Annotated in this window: 15 protein-coding genes; 4 read left to right on the forward strand and 11 right to left on the reverse strand. The window is 71.2% G+C overall.

From position 1 onward, the window contains the following. The first annotated feature begins 11 nt into the window (after positions 1–11). Both ACWFRJ_RS11110 and ACWFRJ_RS11115 read left to right on the forward strand, forming a co-directional pair. Positions 12–698, forward strand: coding sequence for a hypothetical protein (locus ACWFRJ_RS11110; RefSeq protein WP_453527298.1), 687 nt, complete (start codon positions 12–14; stop codon positions 696–698). A 275-nt stretch (positions 699–973) separates the two neighbouring features. Next, on the forward strand, positions 974–2,215 hold the full coding sequence (locus ACWFRJ_RS11115; protein WP_453527301.1) for an RICIN domain-containing protein: 1,242 nt from the start codon (positions 974–976) through the stop codon (positions 2,213–2,215). A gap of 107 nt (positions 2,216–2,322) precedes the next feature. Here ACWFRJ_RS11115 and ACWFRJ_RS11120 read toward each other — a convergent pair whose 3' ends face one another. The 6 genes from ACWFRJ_RS11120 to ACWFRJ_RS11145 form a co-directional block, all read right to left on the reverse strand. Next, positions 2,323–3,222 carry a LysR family transcriptional regulator gene (locus ACWFRJ_RS11120; protein ID WP_453527304.1) on the reverse strand — a complete coding sequence of 300 codons (900 nt, stop codon included), beginning with the start codon at positions 3,220–3,222 and terminating at the stop codon, positions 2,323–2,325. An 85-nt stretch (positions 3,223–3,307) separates the two neighbouring features. Continuing rightward, positions 3,308–4,507 (reverse strand): glycine C-acetyltransferase, encoded by a 1,200-nt coding sequence (locus ACWFRJ_RS11125; RefSeq protein ID WP_453527307.1) that lies wholly within the window; start codon positions 4,505–4,507, stop codon positions 3,308–3,310. Between the two features lie 73 nt (positions 4,508–4,580). Next, positions 4,581–5,609: an L-threonine 3-dehydrogenase gene (gene tdh, locus ACWFRJ_RS11130; RefSeq protein ID WP_453527310.1), complete on the reverse strand. Its 1,029-nt coding sequence runs from the start codon at positions 5,607–5,609 to the stop codon at positions 4,581–4,583. Between the two features lie 122 nt (positions 5,610–5,731). Continuing rightward, positions 5,732–6,919, reverse strand: coding sequence for a Gfo/Idh/MocA family protein (locus tag ACWFRJ_RS11135; RefSeq protein ID WP_453527313.1), 1,188 nt, complete (start codon positions 6,917–6,919; stop codon positions 5,732–5,734). A gap of 44 nt (positions 6,920–6,963) precedes the next feature. Next, positions 6,964–9,174 carry a right-handed parallel beta-helix repeat-containing protein gene (locus ACWFRJ_RS11140; protein ID WP_453529560.1) on the reverse strand — a complete coding sequence of 737 codons (2,211 nt, stop codon included), beginning with the start codon at positions 9,172–9,174 and terminating at the stop codon, positions 6,964–6,966. Positions 9,175–9,200: 26 nt separating this feature from the next. Further along, complete coding sequence (locus ACWFRJ_RS11145; protein WP_453527316.1) at positions 9,201–10,676, reverse strand: M1 family metallopeptidase; 1,476 nt, start codon at positions 10,674–10,676, stop codon at positions 9,201–9,203. Between the two features lie 212 nt (positions 10,677–10,888). Here ACWFRJ_RS11145 and ACWFRJ_RS11150 point away from each other — a divergent pair, with 212 nt between their 5' ends. Continuing rightward, a complete protein-coding gene (locus tag ACWFRJ_RS11150; protein WP_453527319.1) occupies positions 10,889–13,318 on the forward strand; it encodes a polysaccharide lyase 8 family protein in 2,430 nt (809 codons plus the stop codon). Positions 13,319–13,352: 34 nt separating this feature from the next. Then, positions 13,353–15,239, forward strand: a complete 1,887-nt coding sequence (locus tag ACWFRJ_RS11155) for a DUF2264 domain-containing protein (RefSeq protein WP_453527322.1) — start codon at positions 13,353–13,355, stop codon at positions 15,237–15,239. Between the two features lie 11 nt (positions 15,240–15,250). On the opposite strand, the gene ACWFRJ_RS11160 is transcribed toward ACWFRJ_RS11155, so the two are convergent. The 5 genes from ACWFRJ_RS11160 to ACWFRJ_RS11180 form a co-directional block, all read right to left on the reverse strand. Then, positions 15,251–15,778, reverse strand: a complete 528-nt coding sequence (locus ACWFRJ_RS11160) for a GAF domain-containing protein (RefSeq protein ID WP_453529563.1) — start codon at positions 15,776–15,778, stop codon at positions 15,251–15,253. Further along, positions 15,775–16,371, reverse strand: coding sequence for a GTP-binding protein (locus ACWFRJ_RS11165; protein ID WP_453527325.1), 597 nt, complete (start codon positions 16,369–16,371; stop codon positions 15,775–15,777). The genes ACWFRJ_RS11160 and ACWFRJ_RS11165 overlap by 4 nt, the downstream gene beginning before the upstream one ends. Further along, on the reverse strand, positions 16,349–16,720 hold the full coding sequence (locus tag ACWFRJ_RS11170; protein WP_453527328.1) for a DUF742 domain-containing protein: 372 nt from the start codon (positions 16,718–16,720) through the stop codon (positions 16,349–16,351). Before ACWFRJ_RS11170 ends, ACWFRJ_RS11165 begins: the two co-directional genes overlap by 23 nt. 2 nt (positions 16,721–16,722) lie before the next feature. Continuing rightward, positions 16,723–17,157: a roadblock/LC7 domain-containing protein gene (locus tag ACWFRJ_RS11175; RefSeq protein ID WP_365855210.1), complete on the reverse strand. Its 435-nt coding sequence runs from the start codon at positions 17,155–17,157 to the stop codon at positions 16,723–16,725. A gap of 67 nt (positions 17,158–17,224) precedes the next feature. Next, positions 17,225–19,006: an ATP-binding protein gene (locus ACWFRJ_RS11180; protein WP_453527331.1), complete on the reverse strand. Its 1,782-nt coding sequence runs from the start codon at positions 19,004–19,006 to the stop codon at positions 17,225–17,227. Between the last annotated feature and the right edge of the window lie 128 nt (positions 19,007–19,134).

The following is a 19,134-nucleotide window of genomic DNA, read 5'->3' on the forward strand; positions in this document are numbered from 1 at the left end:
GGCCGGCCGGCATGGCGGACGAGGATTCCAGCCCCCACTCCGGTGCCGCCGCGTCGCCGTACGATGCAGCCGCGTCGCCGTACGATGCCGCCGAGTCGCCGTACGATGCCGCCGCGTCGCCGTACGATGCCGCCGCGTCGCCGTACGATGCCGCCGAGTCGCCGTACACGGACGCCGCGCGAGCCCGGTTGGCGATGGCCCACGAGGCGTGCGAACTGGCCGGTCTCGCGCGCGCCGCCGTACCGATCGGCGAGCACGAACTGCTCCCCGACGGCACCGCCCGCTCCCCCGGCTCCGTACTGGCCGACGCCGCCGGTGTGCTCAAGGCGGCGCACCGGTTCTTCGAGGCCGCCGCCGTGTGCGAGCGTCTCGGCGGCGCGAGTTGGCAGCTCATCGGCGATGCCCTTGGCATGGAGGCACGGAGCGCGCGAGCGCGCTTCGCCGCCGCCGAGTCCTGTTTCCGGGAGGAGCTCGAAGGGGGCGGCACCGTCGCAGGTCCCGGTGATGCGGGCTGGTGGCGGGCCTATACGGCGGGCAACCCGCTGGAAGCGGCACGCGACCTCGACGACTGGGTCCTGCGCCACGAGGACGGGGACGGCGGTCTTGGCGCCGCGCCGGTCTCCGGCGGGCTGGTACCGAGGTACCCCACCAGCGAGAGCAGCGAGAGCAGCCAGCAGAGCGATCCCAGTAGCAAATAGAGCTTCCGGTCGGCAGCTGAGACGGCGTCACAGGTGAGAACCGGCCCCCGCGCTCCCGGCGCGTCCCGCCCCGCCGCGCGTTCCCCCCACGGATGTGCCGCCGGGGAGAGTTGTCGCCACCTGGGTCGACGTCCGTGTGAACGGCTAACGGACGTCTCGGTAATTGAGTGGTGAATAGCAGCCGAAATCGGCCTGTATCGGTAATCGGTCTCACCTCCTAATCTGTGAGGCGCACACGCGAGGGATCACTGTCCGTCTTCCACGGAGGTTGACAAATGTCTGCGTTGTCCGAGGGGATCTACCTGCTCAAGAACGAGGAGAGCGGCCTGTACGCGGGAGTGCAGGGAGCCAAGACCGCACAGAGCGTGCCGGTCGTACAGCAGGAGTTGCACCCGCAAGGAACCGCCCGATACAGCCAGTTGTGGCATCTGCGGCCGAACGCGGCGAGGGAGGACGCCTGGACGCTGCAGAGCGTGCACAGCACCTTGCGCATGGACATCATGACCGGGCGCGGGCGCGCGGGCTCGCCGGTACAGCAGTGTCCGGCGGAGACCCGGCAGGATCTTCTCGTGTCCCAGCTGTGGCAGCCCGTGGAGATCGGCGACGACCGGTACACGCTGGTCAACGTCAACAGCGGTCATTTACTCTCCGTCCGCGACGACAGCAGCGTGCCGGACGCGGCCCTGGAGCAGGCGGCCAAGCCCGCCTTGGGCCCCCGCACCGCCCAGCAGTGGATCCTGGAGCGGGTGCCCGGCCGGGGCGAGACCAAGGGGTTCGACGCGTTGACGGCCACCGTGGTCTCCTCCAGCGGCGGCGTCCTTGGCACCGTGCTCGGCTCCCTGAGCGGCGCGACCAAGCAGGCGCTCGACGCGGGCGGCGGCATCTTCGAGTCGGCGGCCAAAGCCATCCCGGACAGCGACACGCCCTACGTACGTTTCGACGGCTTCCGCGGGGACGAGTTCATCCGCTTCTCCAAGCGGCGCGGCATCGAGGCTGGTCCGAGGAAGATCGCCGATCAGTTCCCGCACCTGCCCAAGCCGTTCAGCGACGGCTTCGAAGCCGTCGGCCCGGCCGCCAAACACGGCGGCCACACCTACCTGGGCTTCATGCGGGACCAGGTCGTCGAGTTCTCCGACAAGAGCCACGGCCCCGTCCACGACGCGGAGAACATCCTGCACCCCGAACTCCTGCGGGCGGTCGGCGAACTGTGCGATGTCACCGGCTTCGGCAACGACGGCGGGAGGCTGCTGGTCTTCGGCCAGAAGGACAGCTGCACCGTGGACCCCGCGGAGGTGCACCTGAGGCGTGGCTCCTACCACCAGCAGTTCCTGCTGACGGCCGCACCCGAGGCCTTCGGATTCGGCCCGGACTCGGCGAGCACGGCCGTCGCCGACTCCACGGCCCACTACTTCCTCACCAAGGGCGACGAGTTCGTCGTCGTCTCCGAGGACAAGCTCATCCAGGGCCCGGCCAGGCTCGTCGACATCTACCCGTTCCTGGACGGCCTCTGGATGTAGCCACCGTCCCGCCGGCCTCCGCACCCGGCCCTGTCCCGTCGGGGCGCACCGCCGACGGGGCCGGGCCGCGGGCCGGTCGCCACCGCTGCCCCACCACTACCCCGCCGCTACTCCGCCGCTTCTCCCAGCGCGTCGAGCACCGGACGGATCAGCGGATGCTCCTCCGCCCCGCACCGCACCGCCGCGAACACCCGGCGGGTGGGAGCGACGCCCTCCACCGGGCGGATCACCACCCCCGAGACGTCCATGCCGCGCAGCGCCGACCGCGGCACCAGGGCCACGCCCATGCCCGCTGAAGCAAGGGCGACCACCGCCCGGAAATCGTCCGACCAGTGTTCGAGCAGGGGCTGGAAGCCCGCGGCCTCGCAGGCGAGTATCACCACGTCATGGCAGGGGTTGCCCGCGAAGGGCCCGATCCACGCGTCCTTGGCGAGTTCCGCGAGCGGCACGCGCTCCGACCCGGCGAGGCGATGCGTCTCGGGAAGCACCGCGTCGAACGGCTCGACGTACAGCGGGACCCGCGTGAGGCGCGGATCGTCCGCACCCGGCGCGCCCCGGTACTCCACCGCCACGGCGACATCCACCTGCCGGTCGAGCACCATCGGCAGGCTCGCGTCGCCCTCCGCGTCCTGCACCCGTACGCGTATCCCGGGCGCACCGGACGAAAGACGGGCGAGGGCGGGACCGACCACCAGGGCGATCCCCGTGGCGAAGGACGCCACCGTCACCGTCCCCGCCTCGCCCGAGTCGTACGCGGCGAGCTCCGCCTCGGCCCGTTCCAGCTGGGCGAGGACCGCGTTCGTGTGGGAGAGCAGGATCTCGCCCGCCGGGGTGAGACGGACCCCGCGTGCCCCCCGCTCGACCAGGCGGTGGCCGGTCTCCTGTTCCAGGGCGGTCAGCTGCTGGGAGACCGCGGACGGCGTGAGGTAGAGCGCGGCGGCAGCCGCCGTGACCGTGCGGTGGTCGGCCACCGCACGGAGGATGTGCAGCCGTCGCGCTTCGATCATGGGGTCGATTGTCCCAAACCGCGGACCTCACCGACACCGGCGGCCCGGCCAAGCCCCTCAGCCACCCGAGGGCGCCCGGACACCGTCAGGCGTCCAGCTCCGCCCGCGCCGCGACGAAGGCGTCCACCGCGCGGTTCACGTCGTCCGTGGAGTGCGCGGCCGACAGCTGGACGCGGATGCGGGCGGCGCCCTGCGGCACCACGGGGTACGAGAAGCCGATCACGTACACGCCGCGCTCCAGGAGCAGCTCGGCCATCCGTCCCGCGACCGAGGCGTCGCCGATCATCACCGGGGCGATCGCGTGGTCGCCGGGCAGGATGTCGAAGCCCTCCTGCGTCATGCGCGACCGGAAGAGCGCCGTGTTCGCGGCGAGGCGTTCCCGCAGGTCGCCCGCCGACTCCAGGAGGTCGATGACCTTCAGCGAGGCCGCCGCGATCACCGGGGCGAGGGTGTTCGAGAAGAGGTAAGGGCGCGAGCGCTGGCGAAGGAGCGCGACGATCTCCGCACGCGCCGCCACGTAGCCGCCGGAGGCGCCGCCGAGCGCCTTGCCGAGGGTGCCCGTGATGATGTCGACGCGGTCCATGACGCCGTGCAGCTCGGGCGTACCGCGCCCGCCGGGGCCCACGAAGCCGACGGCGTGCGAGTCGTCGACCATCACCATGGCGTCGTAGCGCTCGGCGAGGTCGCAGATCTCCCGCAGCGGGGCGACGTACCCGTCCATGGAGAAGACGCCGTCGGTGACGATGAGCTTGCGGCGCGCGCCGCCCTCGGAGGCCTCCTTCAACTGCTGCTCCAGGTCCGCCATGTCGCGGTTGGCGTAGCGGAAGCGGCGGGCCTTGCAGAGCCGGATGCCGTCGATGATCGACGCGTGGTTGAGCGCGTCGGAGATGACCGCGTCCTCGGCGCCGAGCAGCGTCTCGAAGACTCCGCCGTTGGCGTCGAAGCAGGACGAGTAGAGGATCGTGTCCTCCTGGCCCAGGAACCCGGACAGGCGCCCCTCGAGCTCCTTGTGCACCTCCTGCGTACCGCAGATGAAGCGCACGGACGCCATGCCGTAGCCCCAGCGGTCCAGGGCCTCGTGCGCGGCGGCGATCACCTCGGGGTGGTCGGCGAGGCCGAGGTAGTTGTTGGCGCAGAAGTTCAGTACGTCGCCGGGGCGGCCCCCCGCGGTGACGCCGACCGTGGCGGACTGCGGGGTGCCGATGACGCGCTCGGGCTTGTGCAGGCCCGCGGCGCGGATCTCGTCGAGGGTGGTGCGCAGGTCGTCGCGTACGGAGTCGAACATGCTTGATTCCTTCAGCAGCTGAGGCGGTCGGGACGGTCGGGGTTCAGGAGGTCCGGTCTCAGGAGGTCCGGTCTCAGGAGGTCCAGTCGAGGATGATCTTGCCGCCGCGGCCGCTCGCCGCGTCGTCGAAGGCCGCCTCGAAGTCACGGTGGCCGTAGCGTCCGGTGATCACGGGGGCGAGGTCGAGGCCGCCTTCGAGCAGCACGGACATGGAGTACCAGGTCTCGAACATCTCGCGGCCGTAGATGCCCTTGATCGTGATCATGGAGGTGACGATCCGGGACCAGTCGACGGCGAACTCCTCGGCCGGCAGGCCGAGCATGGCGATCTTGCCGCCGTGCGTCATGTTGGCGAGCATGTCGCGCATCGCGACGGGGTTGCCGGACATCTCCAGACCGACGTCGAAGCCCTCGCGCAGGCCCAGTTCGCGCTGACCGTCGGCGATCGAGGTCTCGGCGACGTTCAGCGCCAGGCTCGCACCGACCTTGCGGGCCAGCTCCAGGCGCTCCTCGCTGACGTCCGTGACGACGACGTTGCGGGCACCCGCGTGCCGGGCCACGGCCGCCGCCATCAGGCCGATCGGCCCCGCCCCGGTGATCAGCACGTCCTCGCCGACCAGCGGGAACGACAGCGCCGTGTGCACCGCGTTGCCGAACGGGTCGAAGATCGCGGCCACGTCGAGGTCGACGGGGACGCGGTGCACCCACACATTGGCGGCGGGCAGCGCGACGAACTCCGCGAACGCCCCGTCCCTGCCGACGCCGAGACCCACCGTCGCGCGGCACAGGTGGCGGCGGCCCGCCTGGCAGTTGCGGCACTTGCCGCAGACCAGGTGGCCCTCGCCGCTGACCCGGTCGCCGATCTTGATGTCCGCGACGTCACGCCCGGTCTCGACGACCTCGCCGACGAACTCGTGCCCGACGACCAGCGGCGCCGCGATCGCCTGCTGCGCCCAGCCGTCCCAGGCCCGGATGTGCAGATCGGTGCCGCAGATCCCGGTGCGGAGCACCTTGATCAGGACGTCTCCGTTGCCGATCACCGGCTCCGGTACGTCCATCAGCCGGAGACCCGGCTCCGCTTTCTCCTTGACCAGCGCCTTCAACGCAGCGGCTCCTGTCGTACGTCGCTTGTTCCACCGACGACACAGGAATCTTCCCTACGGCGGCGCCCTGGTCCATCGAGGATTTCTTAAGCGCCGCCGCAGCTTTCCTTCAGGCCCCTCGTTCAGGCCCGGGTCTGACCCCGCTCGAAGTACGCGATGAGCTCCGGGTCGAGGACCGGCACCTCACGCGGCGTGCCCCCGTCCCGCAGCGACTGCGTCGCGCGCACGCCCGCCGCCACCGCCATCCGGGCCGCGACCGGCGACGTGTCGGTGCGCCCTCCCTCGCGGGCGAAACGGACGAACTCCTCGATGAGCAGCGGGTCGGATCCGCCGTGCCCGCCCTCGTCCTCGGCGTCCGGCACGGGGTACTCGGCGTCGGCGTCGGGGCGGTAGGTCGAGCGCCGCGTGTTCCAGACCTTCACCACTCCCCCGGGGCCGTCGCCGAAGTTCTCCAGGCGGCCCGCGTCACCGATGACGGTGTAGTTGCGCCAGTAGTCGGGCGTGAAGTGGCACTGCTGGTAGGAGGCCAACACCCCGTTGTCCAGGCGCATGTTGACCAGGGAGACGTCCTCCACGTCGATGACCGGGTTGAGGTCGCGCTGGGTGTTCGGCGGCCAGTGACCGTCCTCGGTGTACCAGTCGTCCGTCTTCGGCTCGCCCGGCTCACGGCGGTGCGGATTGTCCCCGTAGACCATGAGGTCGCCAAGGGCCTGCACCTGACGGGTGTAGCCGCCGGCGAGCCAGTGCAGGACATCGATGTCGTGCGCTGCCTTCTGGAGCAACAGGCCGGTGGTGTTCTGCCGTTCGGCGTGCCAGTCCTTGAAGTACCAGTCGCCTCCGTAGGCGACGAAGTGACGCACCCAGACCGTCTTGACCTCGCCGATGTCACCGCGCCCGATGATGTCGCGCATCAGCCTGACCACGGGCATGTGGCGCATGTTGTGGCCTACGTAGAGGCGGGTTCCCGTCTCGTACGCGGTCCGCAGGATCTCGTCGCAGGCCTCGATGCCGATGTCGAGGGGCTTCTCCACGAAGACGGGCTTCTTCGCGCGCAGCGCCTCGCAGGCGAGCTGCGCGTGGGTGTGGTCGGGGGTGAGGATCACGACGGCGTCGATGTCCGGATCCTCGATGACCTTGCGGTGGTCGGTGGATATCAGGGCGCCGGGGAAGGCCACGGCCGCCTCCGTCCGCGCGGTGACGTCGTGGTCGGCGAGCGCGGTGACGCGGTAGCCCTCGCCGGGCCGGTGTGCGGTGCGGGCCAGCGAACCGCGCAGGCCGTAGCCGAGGACGCCGAGACGGAGGTCGGTCATGGTGTGCCTTTCCGTACAGATATCTATGAGACTTCGGGTGGTGCCTACGTACGTGACGGATGGACGAGCACCTGGGCGAGCGCCACGCGTCCCGCCCCGGTGAGCTTGATCCTTATGTATCTGGCTTCCGCGTCCGTGTCGAGGAGTGTGGGCCGAAGTGATCGTCCGGTGACGTGCGCGGTCGTGGCGTCGGCGAAGTCCGCGGTCCTCGCGATCTGGACGTCGAAGTCGGCCGTCGTCATGGACGCGTTGTTCCAGACCTCGACCTGTCCCACGCGCCGGACGCCGCCGAGATCGACCTGCCACCAGGCGCCCTGCTCGGACAGCGTGCGGGTGTCGGTGGAGGTGTCACCATCGGTCGCGTACGCCGCCGGGGCCGCGCCGTCCGTGGAGGACTGGGACGCGGTGCCGGTACGGGCGAGGTCGGGGCGCAGCTGCTCGGCAGCCGCTCGGTGCGCGCCCGAGCGGGCCGCCACGGCGAGCGCCTCTGCGGGGAGTCGGTCGAGCTTGGTGTGGTTGTCCTTCATCGTCGACCCCGTGCCGGTGAGGGCCGGCGTTTCGGTGTCGGTCCAGTTGCCGGTGGCGTGGTTCCGGATGCCGTAATCGGCCCAGTTGGAGACCCACTTGTAGCCGACGCGGGTGATGACGTTGCCTTCGACACGGATGTACGAGGACTGCTCGTCGAGGTAGATGCCGTTGCCGTCACGCTCGGTGTTCCCGTAGGCGGAGCGGTTGATGTAGTTGCCGGAGAGGACCGTGCCGGGCTGCGCGCCCTGGGTGTAGATGGCACCGCCGTCGTGCTGGGCGTGCTCCACGCGCATCACATCGGTGATCCGGTTGTTCGTGACCCGGTTGTCCCTCAGGACGGACTCCCGCGCCTCGGGCTGGTTCCAGCCCCAGCCGACGGAGATCCCCGAGTAGGGCAGGTCGGCGAGGGTGTTGTGGTCGACGGTGAGCCCGGCCTCGTACCCGGCCCAGATGCCCACCGAGTCGGTGTACTCGACGCCGGTGCGGCGGATCGTGTTGTACGCGACGGTGTTCCGCTCACCCGCGAGCACGGCCTCCGGCTTCGGCTCGGTGTCACCGACGTACACGGCGCCGGACGACAGGTCCGTGAAACGGGAGCGGGTGACGGAGGTGTCCTTGGTACCGGCTTCGAGGACGACCCCTGCGCCGCCCAGATGCGTGAACTCGACTCCGGTCACGTCCACATGGCGACCGCCGCGCACTGTGAGCGCCGCGCTCGGCTTGGTGTAGTGCCGACCGGCGTGATCGACGGGTCCTGTGGCTCCGGTGAGGGTGAGACCGGCCTGGGTGCCCGCGTAGCCCTCGTCGGTGGAGGGTTGAGCGTATGCGGCGTACGCGAAGCCGATGCCCCGCACGCGCAGGTCGTGGGCGCCGTCGACGACCATGAGCCGCTCCGTCACCGGGGTGAGCACGCCCGCGCGCCGCATGTCCTCGCCCTTGCGCGGGAGGTAGGTGACGGTGCGGTCCTGCGCGTCCCAGACGAACTCGCCCGGCGTGTCCAGGAGTTCGCGGGCGTTCTCGAAGAAGGCGACCCCGGAGTAGCGAGCGGAGTCGACGGTGGTGGAGTCCCAGGCGGGGCCCGTACGGTTCGTGCCGCTCGCGGAGTTGGTCCAACACGGCCGCGCGAAGGTGAGGTTGTCGCCTTCGACGCCCGTGGTCCGGCAGTGGTAGTCGCGCCAGCGGACCTTGATGACGGCCTCCGCGCCGGTGGGCCGCTGCCAGTTGGTGATGCCGGTGGCCGTGGCGCCCGTCATGCCGGTCTTCGTCGCGTCGCAGACGCTTGCCGCGCAGGCCGCGCCCCGCGCGCGCACGGCCCGGTCGCCGTCCACGAACAGCTGGCGCGGAGTGACCCCTTCGGGGACATCGGCCGTCCAGGTGCCGTCGGCGCCCTTGTGCCACCCGGTCAGCGCACGTCCGCCGGACAGGACGGGGCGGGCGCCGCGTGCTGCGGTCCAGGTGACGGTGTGCCCGTCGCGCCCGGAGTCGGCCGCGCCCAGCTTCAGCGGCTCGCTCATCTCGTAGGTGCCGTCGGCGAGTTCGACGCGTACGTCCCTTCCGCTGACGGTGCGGGCGGCGTCACGGGCGGCCTGCGGGGAGCAGGGGCGGGTGGCGGTGCAGGACGCTCCGGAGCCGTTCGGGGCGGCGTGGAGGATCTTGGGGCCGGGGGCGGTCCGGGCGGCGGCGCTCTGCGGGGTGACGACCGCTCCGATGGCCGCGATGGCGCACATCCCCGCGGTGATGACGCGTGGCCGCCTCACTTGGCCACACCCCAGTCCGGGTGGCCCGGCATGGGCGGGTTGTCGAGGTCGAAGAGCCAGTGGTTCAGGAACGTACCGACCGATTCGTCGCCGGTGACCTCGACGGCGTTGTCGATGAAGTCCCGCGTGGAGGCGTTGCCGTGCCGGTGTTCGGTCAGCCACGCCTTCATGACGGCCTCGAACTTCCCCTGCCCGATCTGCTGGTGGAGGGCGTAGAGGGAGACCGCCGCACCGTCGTAGATGTTGAAGCCGCCGAGCCCGGTGGGCTTTCCGGGCGGGCCGTCGGTCTTGCGGACCGCGTCGAGCTCGGCGTACGCGGTCTTCATCTTCTCCTCGATGGACTGAAAGCCCTTCTGGTCCGCCCACACGGCCGCGTAGTAGACGGCGGGACCTTCGTTCAGCCAGGCGTCCTGCCAGGTGGCCGGGGTGACGGAGTCGCCGAACCACTGGTGGGTCAGCTCATGGACCATGGTGGTCGAGTAGGTGGGCCGGTCGAACCAGGAAGGACCGAAGAGCGAGAGTGTCTGGTTCTCCAGCGCGTCGCTGTAGCCGTCCCGCACGATCTGCACGCCGTAGGTGTCGAACGGGTAGCGCACCCCGAGGGTCTTCTCCAGCCACGCCACCTGCCCGCCGGTCTCCTCGACCATGGGCTTGTACTTGGCCTGCTGGTCATCGGGGACGAGGTGGCGGAGCTTCAGGCCGTGCGGCCCGCGGCCGTGGATGTAGGTCTGCTTGTTGACGGAGATCCCCAACAGCTCCGGCGCCATGGGGGACTTGAGGGCGAAGTCCCAGGTCTTCTTCGAGGCACCAGCCTTGCGTGTGCCCGTGAGATTGCCGTTGGCGGCGGGCGTCCAGCCGTCCGGGGCGGTGAGGTGGAAGGACCAGGTCGCCTTGTCGGACGGGTGGTCGTTGACCGGCGCGAAGGTGTCCGCGCGGGAGGCCTGGGCGGCGGAGGCGAAGCCGCCGTCGGACATGTAGCGCCATCCCGGCTGGCCGATCGGCTTGGTCCTGCCGTTGCCGTGGTAGGTCAGTTCGACGTCGAAGGCGCGTCGGTCGCGCAGGCCGCCCGCCGGGGTGACGGTGAGCTCCTGGCCGCTCTGACCGGGCCCGATCGCCCATGTGGCCGCCTTGCCGTTGACGTTGACGGCATCGACGGCCAGCGAGTCGACGTCGAGGTTGAAGGACGACAGGTCCTGGGTGGCTCTCGCCTTGATCTTCATGGTGCCGGTGAAGTCGTACGTCACCGGCGTGAAGTCGAAGGAGAGGTCGTAGTGGCGGACGTCGTAGCCGCCGTTGCCGAGCGTCGGGAACAGCGGGTCGCCGACGCCGTCCGCACCCGGGGCCGGGGTGAAGGGGGCCGCGTGAGCGGGGAGGGCGAGCGCGAGGGTGGCGACGGCGACCGCGGTCGCCGTCGCGGCGCGGACGGTCCGGGTACTGCGAGCTCGTACGGTTCGGATCCTGTTCTCAGCCATGGGGCCGCAACGTAGTAATCGCTTACTGTCAGCGTCAACACCCCGGCCGTAACCGGTTAACCCTCTGCCGCCCACCGCACAGGCCAGTGCCGGACAGAAAGAACGTAGAAAGATTCCCGGCCCTCTTGCGCGCCATAGCAACCGCTTACATGCTGTCGCGGGATCACCCACGCATCTCGGTTCCTGCACCACAGCTCACGGGAGAGTTCCCTATGCGCACGCCCCACTCCGGCTCCACCGGACCAGGACCACGACGCCGCACGATCCTCGCCGCGAGTGCCGCATCCGCCTTCGTGCCGCTGGCGGCGGGCGGTACGGCCTGGAGCGCAACGGACGTGGACCCGGACCCGTACGACACCTTGCTGGCCCGCGCGGCGGCCCAGCTCACCGGCGGCACGTTCGACGCCGACGACCCGGACTTCGCGGCGGCCCTGAAGGTCCTTGACACCCAGGCGTCCGCCTGGTGGCGCGACTTGGACCGGTCCGAGGGCCGCGGCGCCCTGTGGGCCGACCTCTCCCCCGCGAAGGACCCGGGCAACTTCGGCCAGAGCTACACCCGCCTGCGCACGCTGGCGACGGCCTGGGCCACGCCCGGCACCTCCCTCAGCGGGAGCGCCGAAGCGGCGGACGCCCTGCTCGACGCCCTGCGCTTCCTGCACACCGACGCCTACAACACCGGCCGCCCCGAATCCGGCAACTGGTGGTTCTGGGAGATCGGCGCGCCCCGCGCCCTGATGGACACCTGCGTGCTGCTGCGGGAGAAGATCCCCGCGGCCGACGTCACCAAGTACGTCTCCACGGTGGCGAAGTTCTGCCCCGACCCGGACCGCCGCACCAACGCCCCGACCCTGGCCGAGACGGGCGCCAACCGCGCCGACAAGGCCGTCATCGTGGCGCTGCGCGGCCTGGTGGCGAAGGACGCGGCCACGCTGGCCCTGGCCCGCGACGGTCTCTCCGACGTCCGGGACAAGGGCAAGAACAGCCTTTTCACGTACGTCACTTCGGGCGACGGGTTCTACGAGGACGGGTCGTTCGTGCAGCACGGCTCCGTCGCGTACACGGGGACGTACGGCAGTGTCCTGCTCGGCAGCGCGGGCCAGCTGATCGCGCTGCTCGCGGACTCCGAGTGGGCCGTCACCGACCCGAAGACGTCCGTCCTCTACGAGGCGGTGGACCGGACGTTCTCGCCGGTCGTCTTCGACGGCCTGATGATGGACGCGCTGCGCGGACGCGCGACATCCCGCGAGAAGGCACCGGACCACAAGGACGGCGCGGCGGCCGTCACCAACATCCTGCAGCTGGCGGACGGAGCCCCGGCCGCGTACGCCGAACGCTGGCGCGCGCTGGTCAAGGGATGGATAGGGCGCAACAAGACCCACCCCTACCTGGGCCTGGTCGGCGTTCCCGCGATCGCCCGCGCCAAGGCCGTACTCGACGACGCCGCGGTCCCGGCCACCGACCGGCTCACCGGGCACTTCGCCTTCGCGGACATGGACCGGGCGGTGCACCGGCGCCCCGGCTGGGCGCTCACGCTCTCGCTCTCCTCGAAGCGCATCGCCGCCTACGAGGCGGGCAACGGCGAGAATCTGCACGGCTGGTACACCGGCGACGGCATGGCCTATCTCTACGACGGCGACGACCTGGGGCAGTTCGGGGACGGCTTCTGGGCGACGGTCGATCCGTACCGCCTGCCGGGCACCACCGTGGACACCCGTAAGCGCGCCGACATCGGCTCGGGCGGTGGCACCGGGACCTACCTTCCGAAGAACGCCGTCGCGGGTGGCGCGGTGCTCGACAGCCGATACGGCGCCGCCGCGATGGAGCTCATCGCCGACGGCAGCACGCTGCGGGCGAGGAAGGCGTGGTTCTTCCTCGACAACGCGGTCATCGCCCTGGGCGCGGACATCACCGCGAGCGACGGCCGGAGCATCGAGACGGTCGTCGAGAACCGGAACCTGTACGAGGACGGGGCGCCCCGGCTCACGGTCGACGGCCGGCGTCAGCCCTCCCGCACGGGCTGGTCGGCGTCCCTGCCCGGCGCCCGCTGGGCCCACCTCGACGGCACCGGTGGCTATGTCTTCCCCGATCACGCCGCACAGGCGCTGCACGCCCTGCGCGAGGAGCGGACCGGCACCTGGCGGGCGGTCAACACCGGCGCGGACACCGGAGGCAGCACGACTGAGGTCACCCGCCGCTATCTGACCCTGTTGCTCGACCACGGTGTCTCCCCCGCCGCGTCCTCGTACACCTACGTCCTCCTCCCCGGCGCGAGCGCCGCCGCGACCGCCGCCTGGTCCCTCTCACGGCCGGTCCGCGTCGTCGCCAACAACGCCACCGCGCAGGCCGTCGAGGCGCGCCGCCACGGTCTCGTCGCCGCCCACTTCTGGCAGCCGGGCAGCGCGGCCGGGATCACCGCGTCGGGCCCGTGCACCGTGATCGCGCGACGCGGCGGCGACGGCATTTCCCTCGCCGTGGCCGACCCAGGCCGCACGGGCACGACGGTCACCGTTGAACTGCCCTTCCCCGTACGGAAGGTGGTGCGCGCCGATGACACGGTCACCGTCACTCCGGGCCGCCGCGCCCTCGTCACCGTCCGTGTCACGGGCTCCCGCGGCCATACGCACACCGCCCACCTGCGCTGACTCACCCACGCCGAAGAGGAGACACGGACCCGCCATGCCCGCACCGCACCTGGCCCTGCCCCCCACCGACCGTGTCCTGTCCCCGCGCACGGGCTGGACCCGGTCCCACTGGGAGGCGCTCGCCGACCGGCAGCTGGAGGCACTCGTCCCGTACGCGACGCCGAACTTCGCGCAGTACAGACTGCCGGGCCGTGGCAGTTGGTCCGGGGTCGTGTCGGACGGTCTCGAGGGGTACGCAAGGTCGTTCCTCCTCGCCTCCTTCCGGATCGCGGGAGCGGGCGGCGAGGTGGACCCCCACCTCATCGAACGCTACGCGCGGGGTCTGACAACGGGCACGGACCGCGACGGCGCGGGCGGCGAGGCCTGGCCTGAACTCAGCGACTGCTCCCAGCAGATGGTGGAGGCCGCGTCGATCGCGATCGGCCTGCACGAGACCCGCCCCTGGCTCTGGGACAAGCTCGATCCCCGGGTACAGGAGCGGGTCGTCGACTGGTTCTCCGGCTTCGTCGGCGCCAGGACGTGGGACAACAACTGGCGTCTGTTCCAGGTGGTGTCCGAGCAGTTCCTGGCCTCGGTCGGCGCCCCGCACAGCAAGGCGGACATCGACGGCGGCCTGGACCGCATCGAGGACTGGTACCGGGGCGAGGGCTGGTACAGCGACGGCGAAGGACGCAACTTCGACTACTACATCGGCTGGGCGATGCACCTGTACCCGCTGCTGTGGGCGCGCATGGCGGGCCCGGACGGCGAGGAGCGTGCCAAGGTCTACCGCGAGCGCCTCGCCCAGTTCCTCGCCACCTACCCGCACTTCTTCGGCGCCGACGGCGCCCCCGTCCACCAGGGCCGCTCCCTGACGTACCGCTTCGCGGCGACCGCCCCGGTCTGGATGGGCGCCCTGGCGAACTGCACTCCCCTGGCACCCGGCCTCACCCGGCGCCTCGCGTCCGGCACCGCACGGCACTTCGTGGAGCGGGGTGTCCCCGACGAACGCGGGCTGCTGCCGCTCGGCTGGTACGGAACGTTCCTGCCGTCCACGCAGCCCTACTCGGGTCCGGCGTCCCCGTACTGGGCGAGCAAGGGGTTCCTCGGCCTGCTCCTGCCCGCCGACCACCCCGTGTGGACGGAAGCCGAACTCCCGCTCCCCGTCGAGGAGTCCGACCAGTACACGGCGCTCCCCGAGCCCGGCTGGCTCCTGCACGGCACGCGCCACGACGGCATCGTCCGCCTGATCAACCACGGCAGCGACCACAACCCCCTGGAGGGCCCCGCGGCCGACGACCCGCACTACGCCAAGTTCGGCTACTCCACGGCCACCGCCCCCGAGACCGCCCCCAGCGCGTGGGCGCGCACCGTGGACAACCACCTGGCCCTGCTCGCGCCGGACGGCACAGCGTCACGCCGCCGCCGGATCCACCCGGTGCGGTGCGAGGGACGCGTGGCCGCATCACGCCACGACGCGCTCCTTCCGGGCACGCAGGACGAGTTCCCCGTCGAGACGACCAGCGTGCTGCACGGCCCGTGGGAGGTCCGCGTCCACCGCGTCCAGGCCCCGCCCGGTGTGACGGTCCGCGAGGGCGGCTACGCGGTGGCCGACGAGACACAGCCGTACGCCGAGCAGGGGCCAGGCTGGGCCCTCACCCGCACGGATGCCGGTCTTACCAGCGCCGTCGTCGCACTCCACGGGTGGGACGAGGAGGCGGGCATCGCCCGCGAGGTGGCGGCCAACGCCTACGGTCCGCACTCGGCGACGCCGTATCTCACGTGCGCCGGTCACGAGGGCGGGGCAAGCATCCACGTCACGCTCGTCGTCCTGTCCCAGGACACCGTCCGGCCCGCGGCGCTGAGGGAGTCCACCGCGTGCGCGGTGGAGGGCGACACCGTCGCCCTCCACTTCCCCGACGGCACCGAGCTGAACGTATGAGGCGACAGGAGTCAGATCCCGCCGTCCTCCCGGCGGTGGATCTGCTCGATCAGCTCCGCCGCCATCGCCTTGATCGTCTCCAGACCCGCCCTGCCCCAGGGCCGGGGCTCGACGTCCACGACGCAGACCGTGCCGAGCGCGATGCCCGTCCGGTCGATGAGCGGGGCGCCCAGATAGGAGCGGATCCCGATCTCGTCGACCACCGGGTTCCCCGCGAAGCGCGGATAGTCGCGGACGTCCTCCAGGACGAGGGCCTTGCGCCGCACGACCACATGCGGGCAGTAGCCGTGATCGCGCTCCATGTAGCGGCTCGCCGTGCCGTCCGGGGTGTGCAGGCCCGCGAAGAACTGCCGGTTCTCGTCGATGAAGTTGACCATGGAGTACGGGACGCCCGTGACCGCGGCGAGCCGGTCGGCGAAGGCGTCGAAGGCGAGGTCGGGACGGAGCCCTATGCCGAGCCTGTGCAACCGCCGCACCCGGCTCGGCGCCTCCTTGTCGACGGGAGTGAGCAGCAGGTGCGCGGTCGAGTCGTACATCAGGTGTGGGCTCCGTAGCTCGGGGCGGCCGGGGCGTGGGCGAGGAGGTGTTTGACGAGGGTGAGGAGGGTGGCGATGCCCGAGCTGGAGATCCGCGCGTCACACCGCACGACGGGCACCTGCGGATCCAGGTCGATGGCGGAACGTACCTCTTCGGGCTCATAGCGGTGACCGCCGTCGAATTCGTTGATGGCCACGATGAATCCCATGCCGCGCTGCTCGAAGAAGTCCACGGCCGCGAAGCAGTCCTCCAGGCGGCGGGTGTCGGCCAGGACCACCGCGCCGAGCGCGCCTTCGGAGAGTTCGTCCCACATGAACCAGAAACGTTCCTGGCCGGGCGTACCGAAGAGATAGAGCACGTGGTCCGGATCGAGGGTGATGCGCCCGAAGTCCATGGCCACGGTCGTGGTGGTCTTGTTCTCGACGCCCGACAGATCGTCGGTGCCCTCGCTGACCGTGGTGAGGAGTTCCTCCGTGCTCAGCGGCGAGATCTCGCTCACCGCGCCCACAAAGGTCGTCTTGCCGACCCCGAACCCTCCCGCGACCAGGATCTTCAATGCGGTGGGGAAGGGGTCAGAGCTGTCGTCGTAGTCCATCGAGCACTGCCTCCAACAGGGACCGGTCGGTGGGGTTGTGGTAGAAGTCCGGGGCTCTCAGGGTGAGTGCCCCGCAGTCGACGAGATCGGAGAGCAGCACCTTGGTCACGACCGCGGGCAGCTTCAGCTGCGCCGCGATCTCCGCGACCGATGTGGGTGCCGCGCAGAGCCCGAGCGCCGCCGAGTGCTCAGGGCCCAGGTAGCCGGTGACCGGGCCTCCGGTGGCCATCACCTGGGTCAGGAGGTCGAGTTGCGCGGTCGGACGGGTCCGCCCGTCACTGACCGTGTAGGGACGGACGAGCCGTCCGGCGGATTCGTCGAGCCATGGCCCGTCGTGCGGGGCCGCCACGGTCAATGCCTCATCGGGGCGGGTTCGCCGGCGAGCTGCCGGGGTGCCGTCATGAGGTACGGGCGCACGCTCTTGACCAGCATCGCCATTTCGTAGCCGAGCACCGCCGCGTCCGCGTCGCGCCCGGCGAGCACCGCCAGACAGGTGCCCGAGCCCGCCGTGGAGACGAACAGGAGGGTGGAGTCGAGTTCCACGACGACCTGGCGTACGTCCCCGCCGTCGCCGAACCGGATGCCGGCGCTGCGCCCCAGTGAGTAGAGCCCGGACGCGAGGGCCGCCATGTGGTCGGCGCTGTCCGGGTCGAGGCCATGGACCGACTTCACGAGTCCGTCGGAGGAGAGCAGGACCGCGCTGTGGGTGTGCGGCACGCGCTGCACGAGTCCGCTCATCAGCCAGTCGAGGTCGGATACCTGCCCGGTCGGCGCATCGCTGGCCATGGTGGATCGACTCCTAGGGGTACGAGGGTCTGCCTCGGCAGACGTGGGGCTTGCGGGGTGGTGCGGTTCAGCCACCCTGGTCGCCTCCGTCACGGGAGGCGCCCAGGTCGGGGCCGGGCGCCGGGTCACGCGGCTCCTGTGCGGCGGCGAGTCCGATGCCGCGCTGGAAGGCGGCCATCAGGCCCGGGTCGTGACCGATGTGGTGTTCGCTCTCCGGGCGGGGCGAAGGGCCGTTCCGCAGTTGGGGCGCGATGTGTTCCTGGGCGCGCCGCTTGGGCAGCAGGGGCTTTGCCACCCGGCCGTGCACGGCGCCGTTGAGGGGTGTCGGCGCGGTCCCCGCGTGCTCGGCCGCGGCCTGCCGGTCCTGGGGCCGGATCCCCGGCACGGCTTCGGCCGGGGTCGGCCTGCCCTCCCTGCTCCGCACGGGCAGCGGGACGGGGGCGGAACCGTTCGCCGCGGGAGCGGAGCCGTTCGCCACCGGAGCAGAGCCGTTCGCCACGGGGACCGGTTCCGGGTGAGGAGCGTGGGGGGCGTGGGGGGCCACCGCGGGCTTCTGTGCCGCTTCCCGTACGCCGACGGGGGCGACCGGCGGTACGGCCTGCGGCGCCTGCTGCGGGCGCCCCGCGGCGGCGGGCTCCTCCTGCGGTTCGGTGCCCAACAGGCCCTGCGGCAGGATCAGTACGGCCTGCACGCCTCCGTAGATGTTGGTCTGGAGGCGGACCGCGATGCCGTGCCTGCGGGCGAGCGCGGAGACCACGTAGAGGCCGATCCGCCCGTCCTGGAGGAGGCTCGCGACGTTGACCTGGTCGGGGTCGGTGAGCAGGTGGTTCATCTTGTTCTGCTCGGTCAGGGGCATGCCGAGCCCCCGGTCCTCGACCTCGACGGCGAGCCCGGCCGTCACCAGGTTGGCGCGCAGCAGGACCTGGGTGTGCGGGGCGGAGAACACCGTGGCGTTCTCGACGAGTTCGGCGAGGAGGTGGATGACGTCGGCGACGGCGTGACCGCGCAGGGTGCCCGCGATCGGCGGCACCAGCTTGACCCGTGAGTACTGCTCGACCTCGGCGATGGCCGAGCGGAGCACCTCGGTCATGGAGACGGGGTTGCTCCACTGGCGGCGCGAGATGGCACCGCCGAGCACGGCGAGGTTCTCGGCGTGCCTGCGGATGCGGGTGGCCAGATGGTCGACGTGGAAGAGGCCCTTGAGGAGCTCCGGGTCCTCGACCTCGTTCTCCAGGTCGTCGAGGATCGAGATCTCGCGGTGCACGAGGGACTGGAGGCGCCGGGCCAGGTTGACGAAGACCTCGACCTTCTGTTCGCTCCCTGCGTGGCTGGAGAGCTGCGAGGCCTGCACGACGGCGGCGACGGCGACGTCCTGGGCCCGGTTCAGCTCGTCGGCGAGCAGCCCGAACTCGTCGCCGTCCGGCGCGGATCTGGCCGGTGCCCTGCGCGCGGGCGGACCGTCGCCGCGGCGCAGCTTCTCGACGACTTCGCGCAGCTCGGCCTGACCGCGCGCGGTGGTGCGTCGCAGGGTGCCGACGCGGTCGCGTACGGAGGTGGCGGTGCGGTCGGCCGCGACGGCGGCGATCACGACGCTGGCCAGGCTGATGGCTCCGGCGGCGGCGAGGATGACGAGGTGCGCGGGGTCGAGCGGGCCGGGGGCCGAGCGGACGATGAAAAGGACGGCGGCACCGGCGCAGAGCACCACCGCGACGGCGGGCAGCACGGCGATGCGCAGGAGCTGGGGCCGTATCCGGGCCTCGGGCAACGGCGCGGCTCGAGGCCCGGGCCTGCCGTGCCGTCCGCCCTCACGGCGGTCTGCGCGGGCGGCCGGTGCACGAAGGTGAGACATCAGCGTCCTCGGTCAGGGTGCGGGCTCCGACGGGCGCGCGACGCGTGGCTTCGCGGCATCGCCGTACCGGCCGGGAGGGCACAGACGTGATGGCTGCCATGATCCCTGCGTCGACCGGTGGACACTCA

The organism is Streptomyces sp. NPDC055239 (assembly GCF_053606205.1).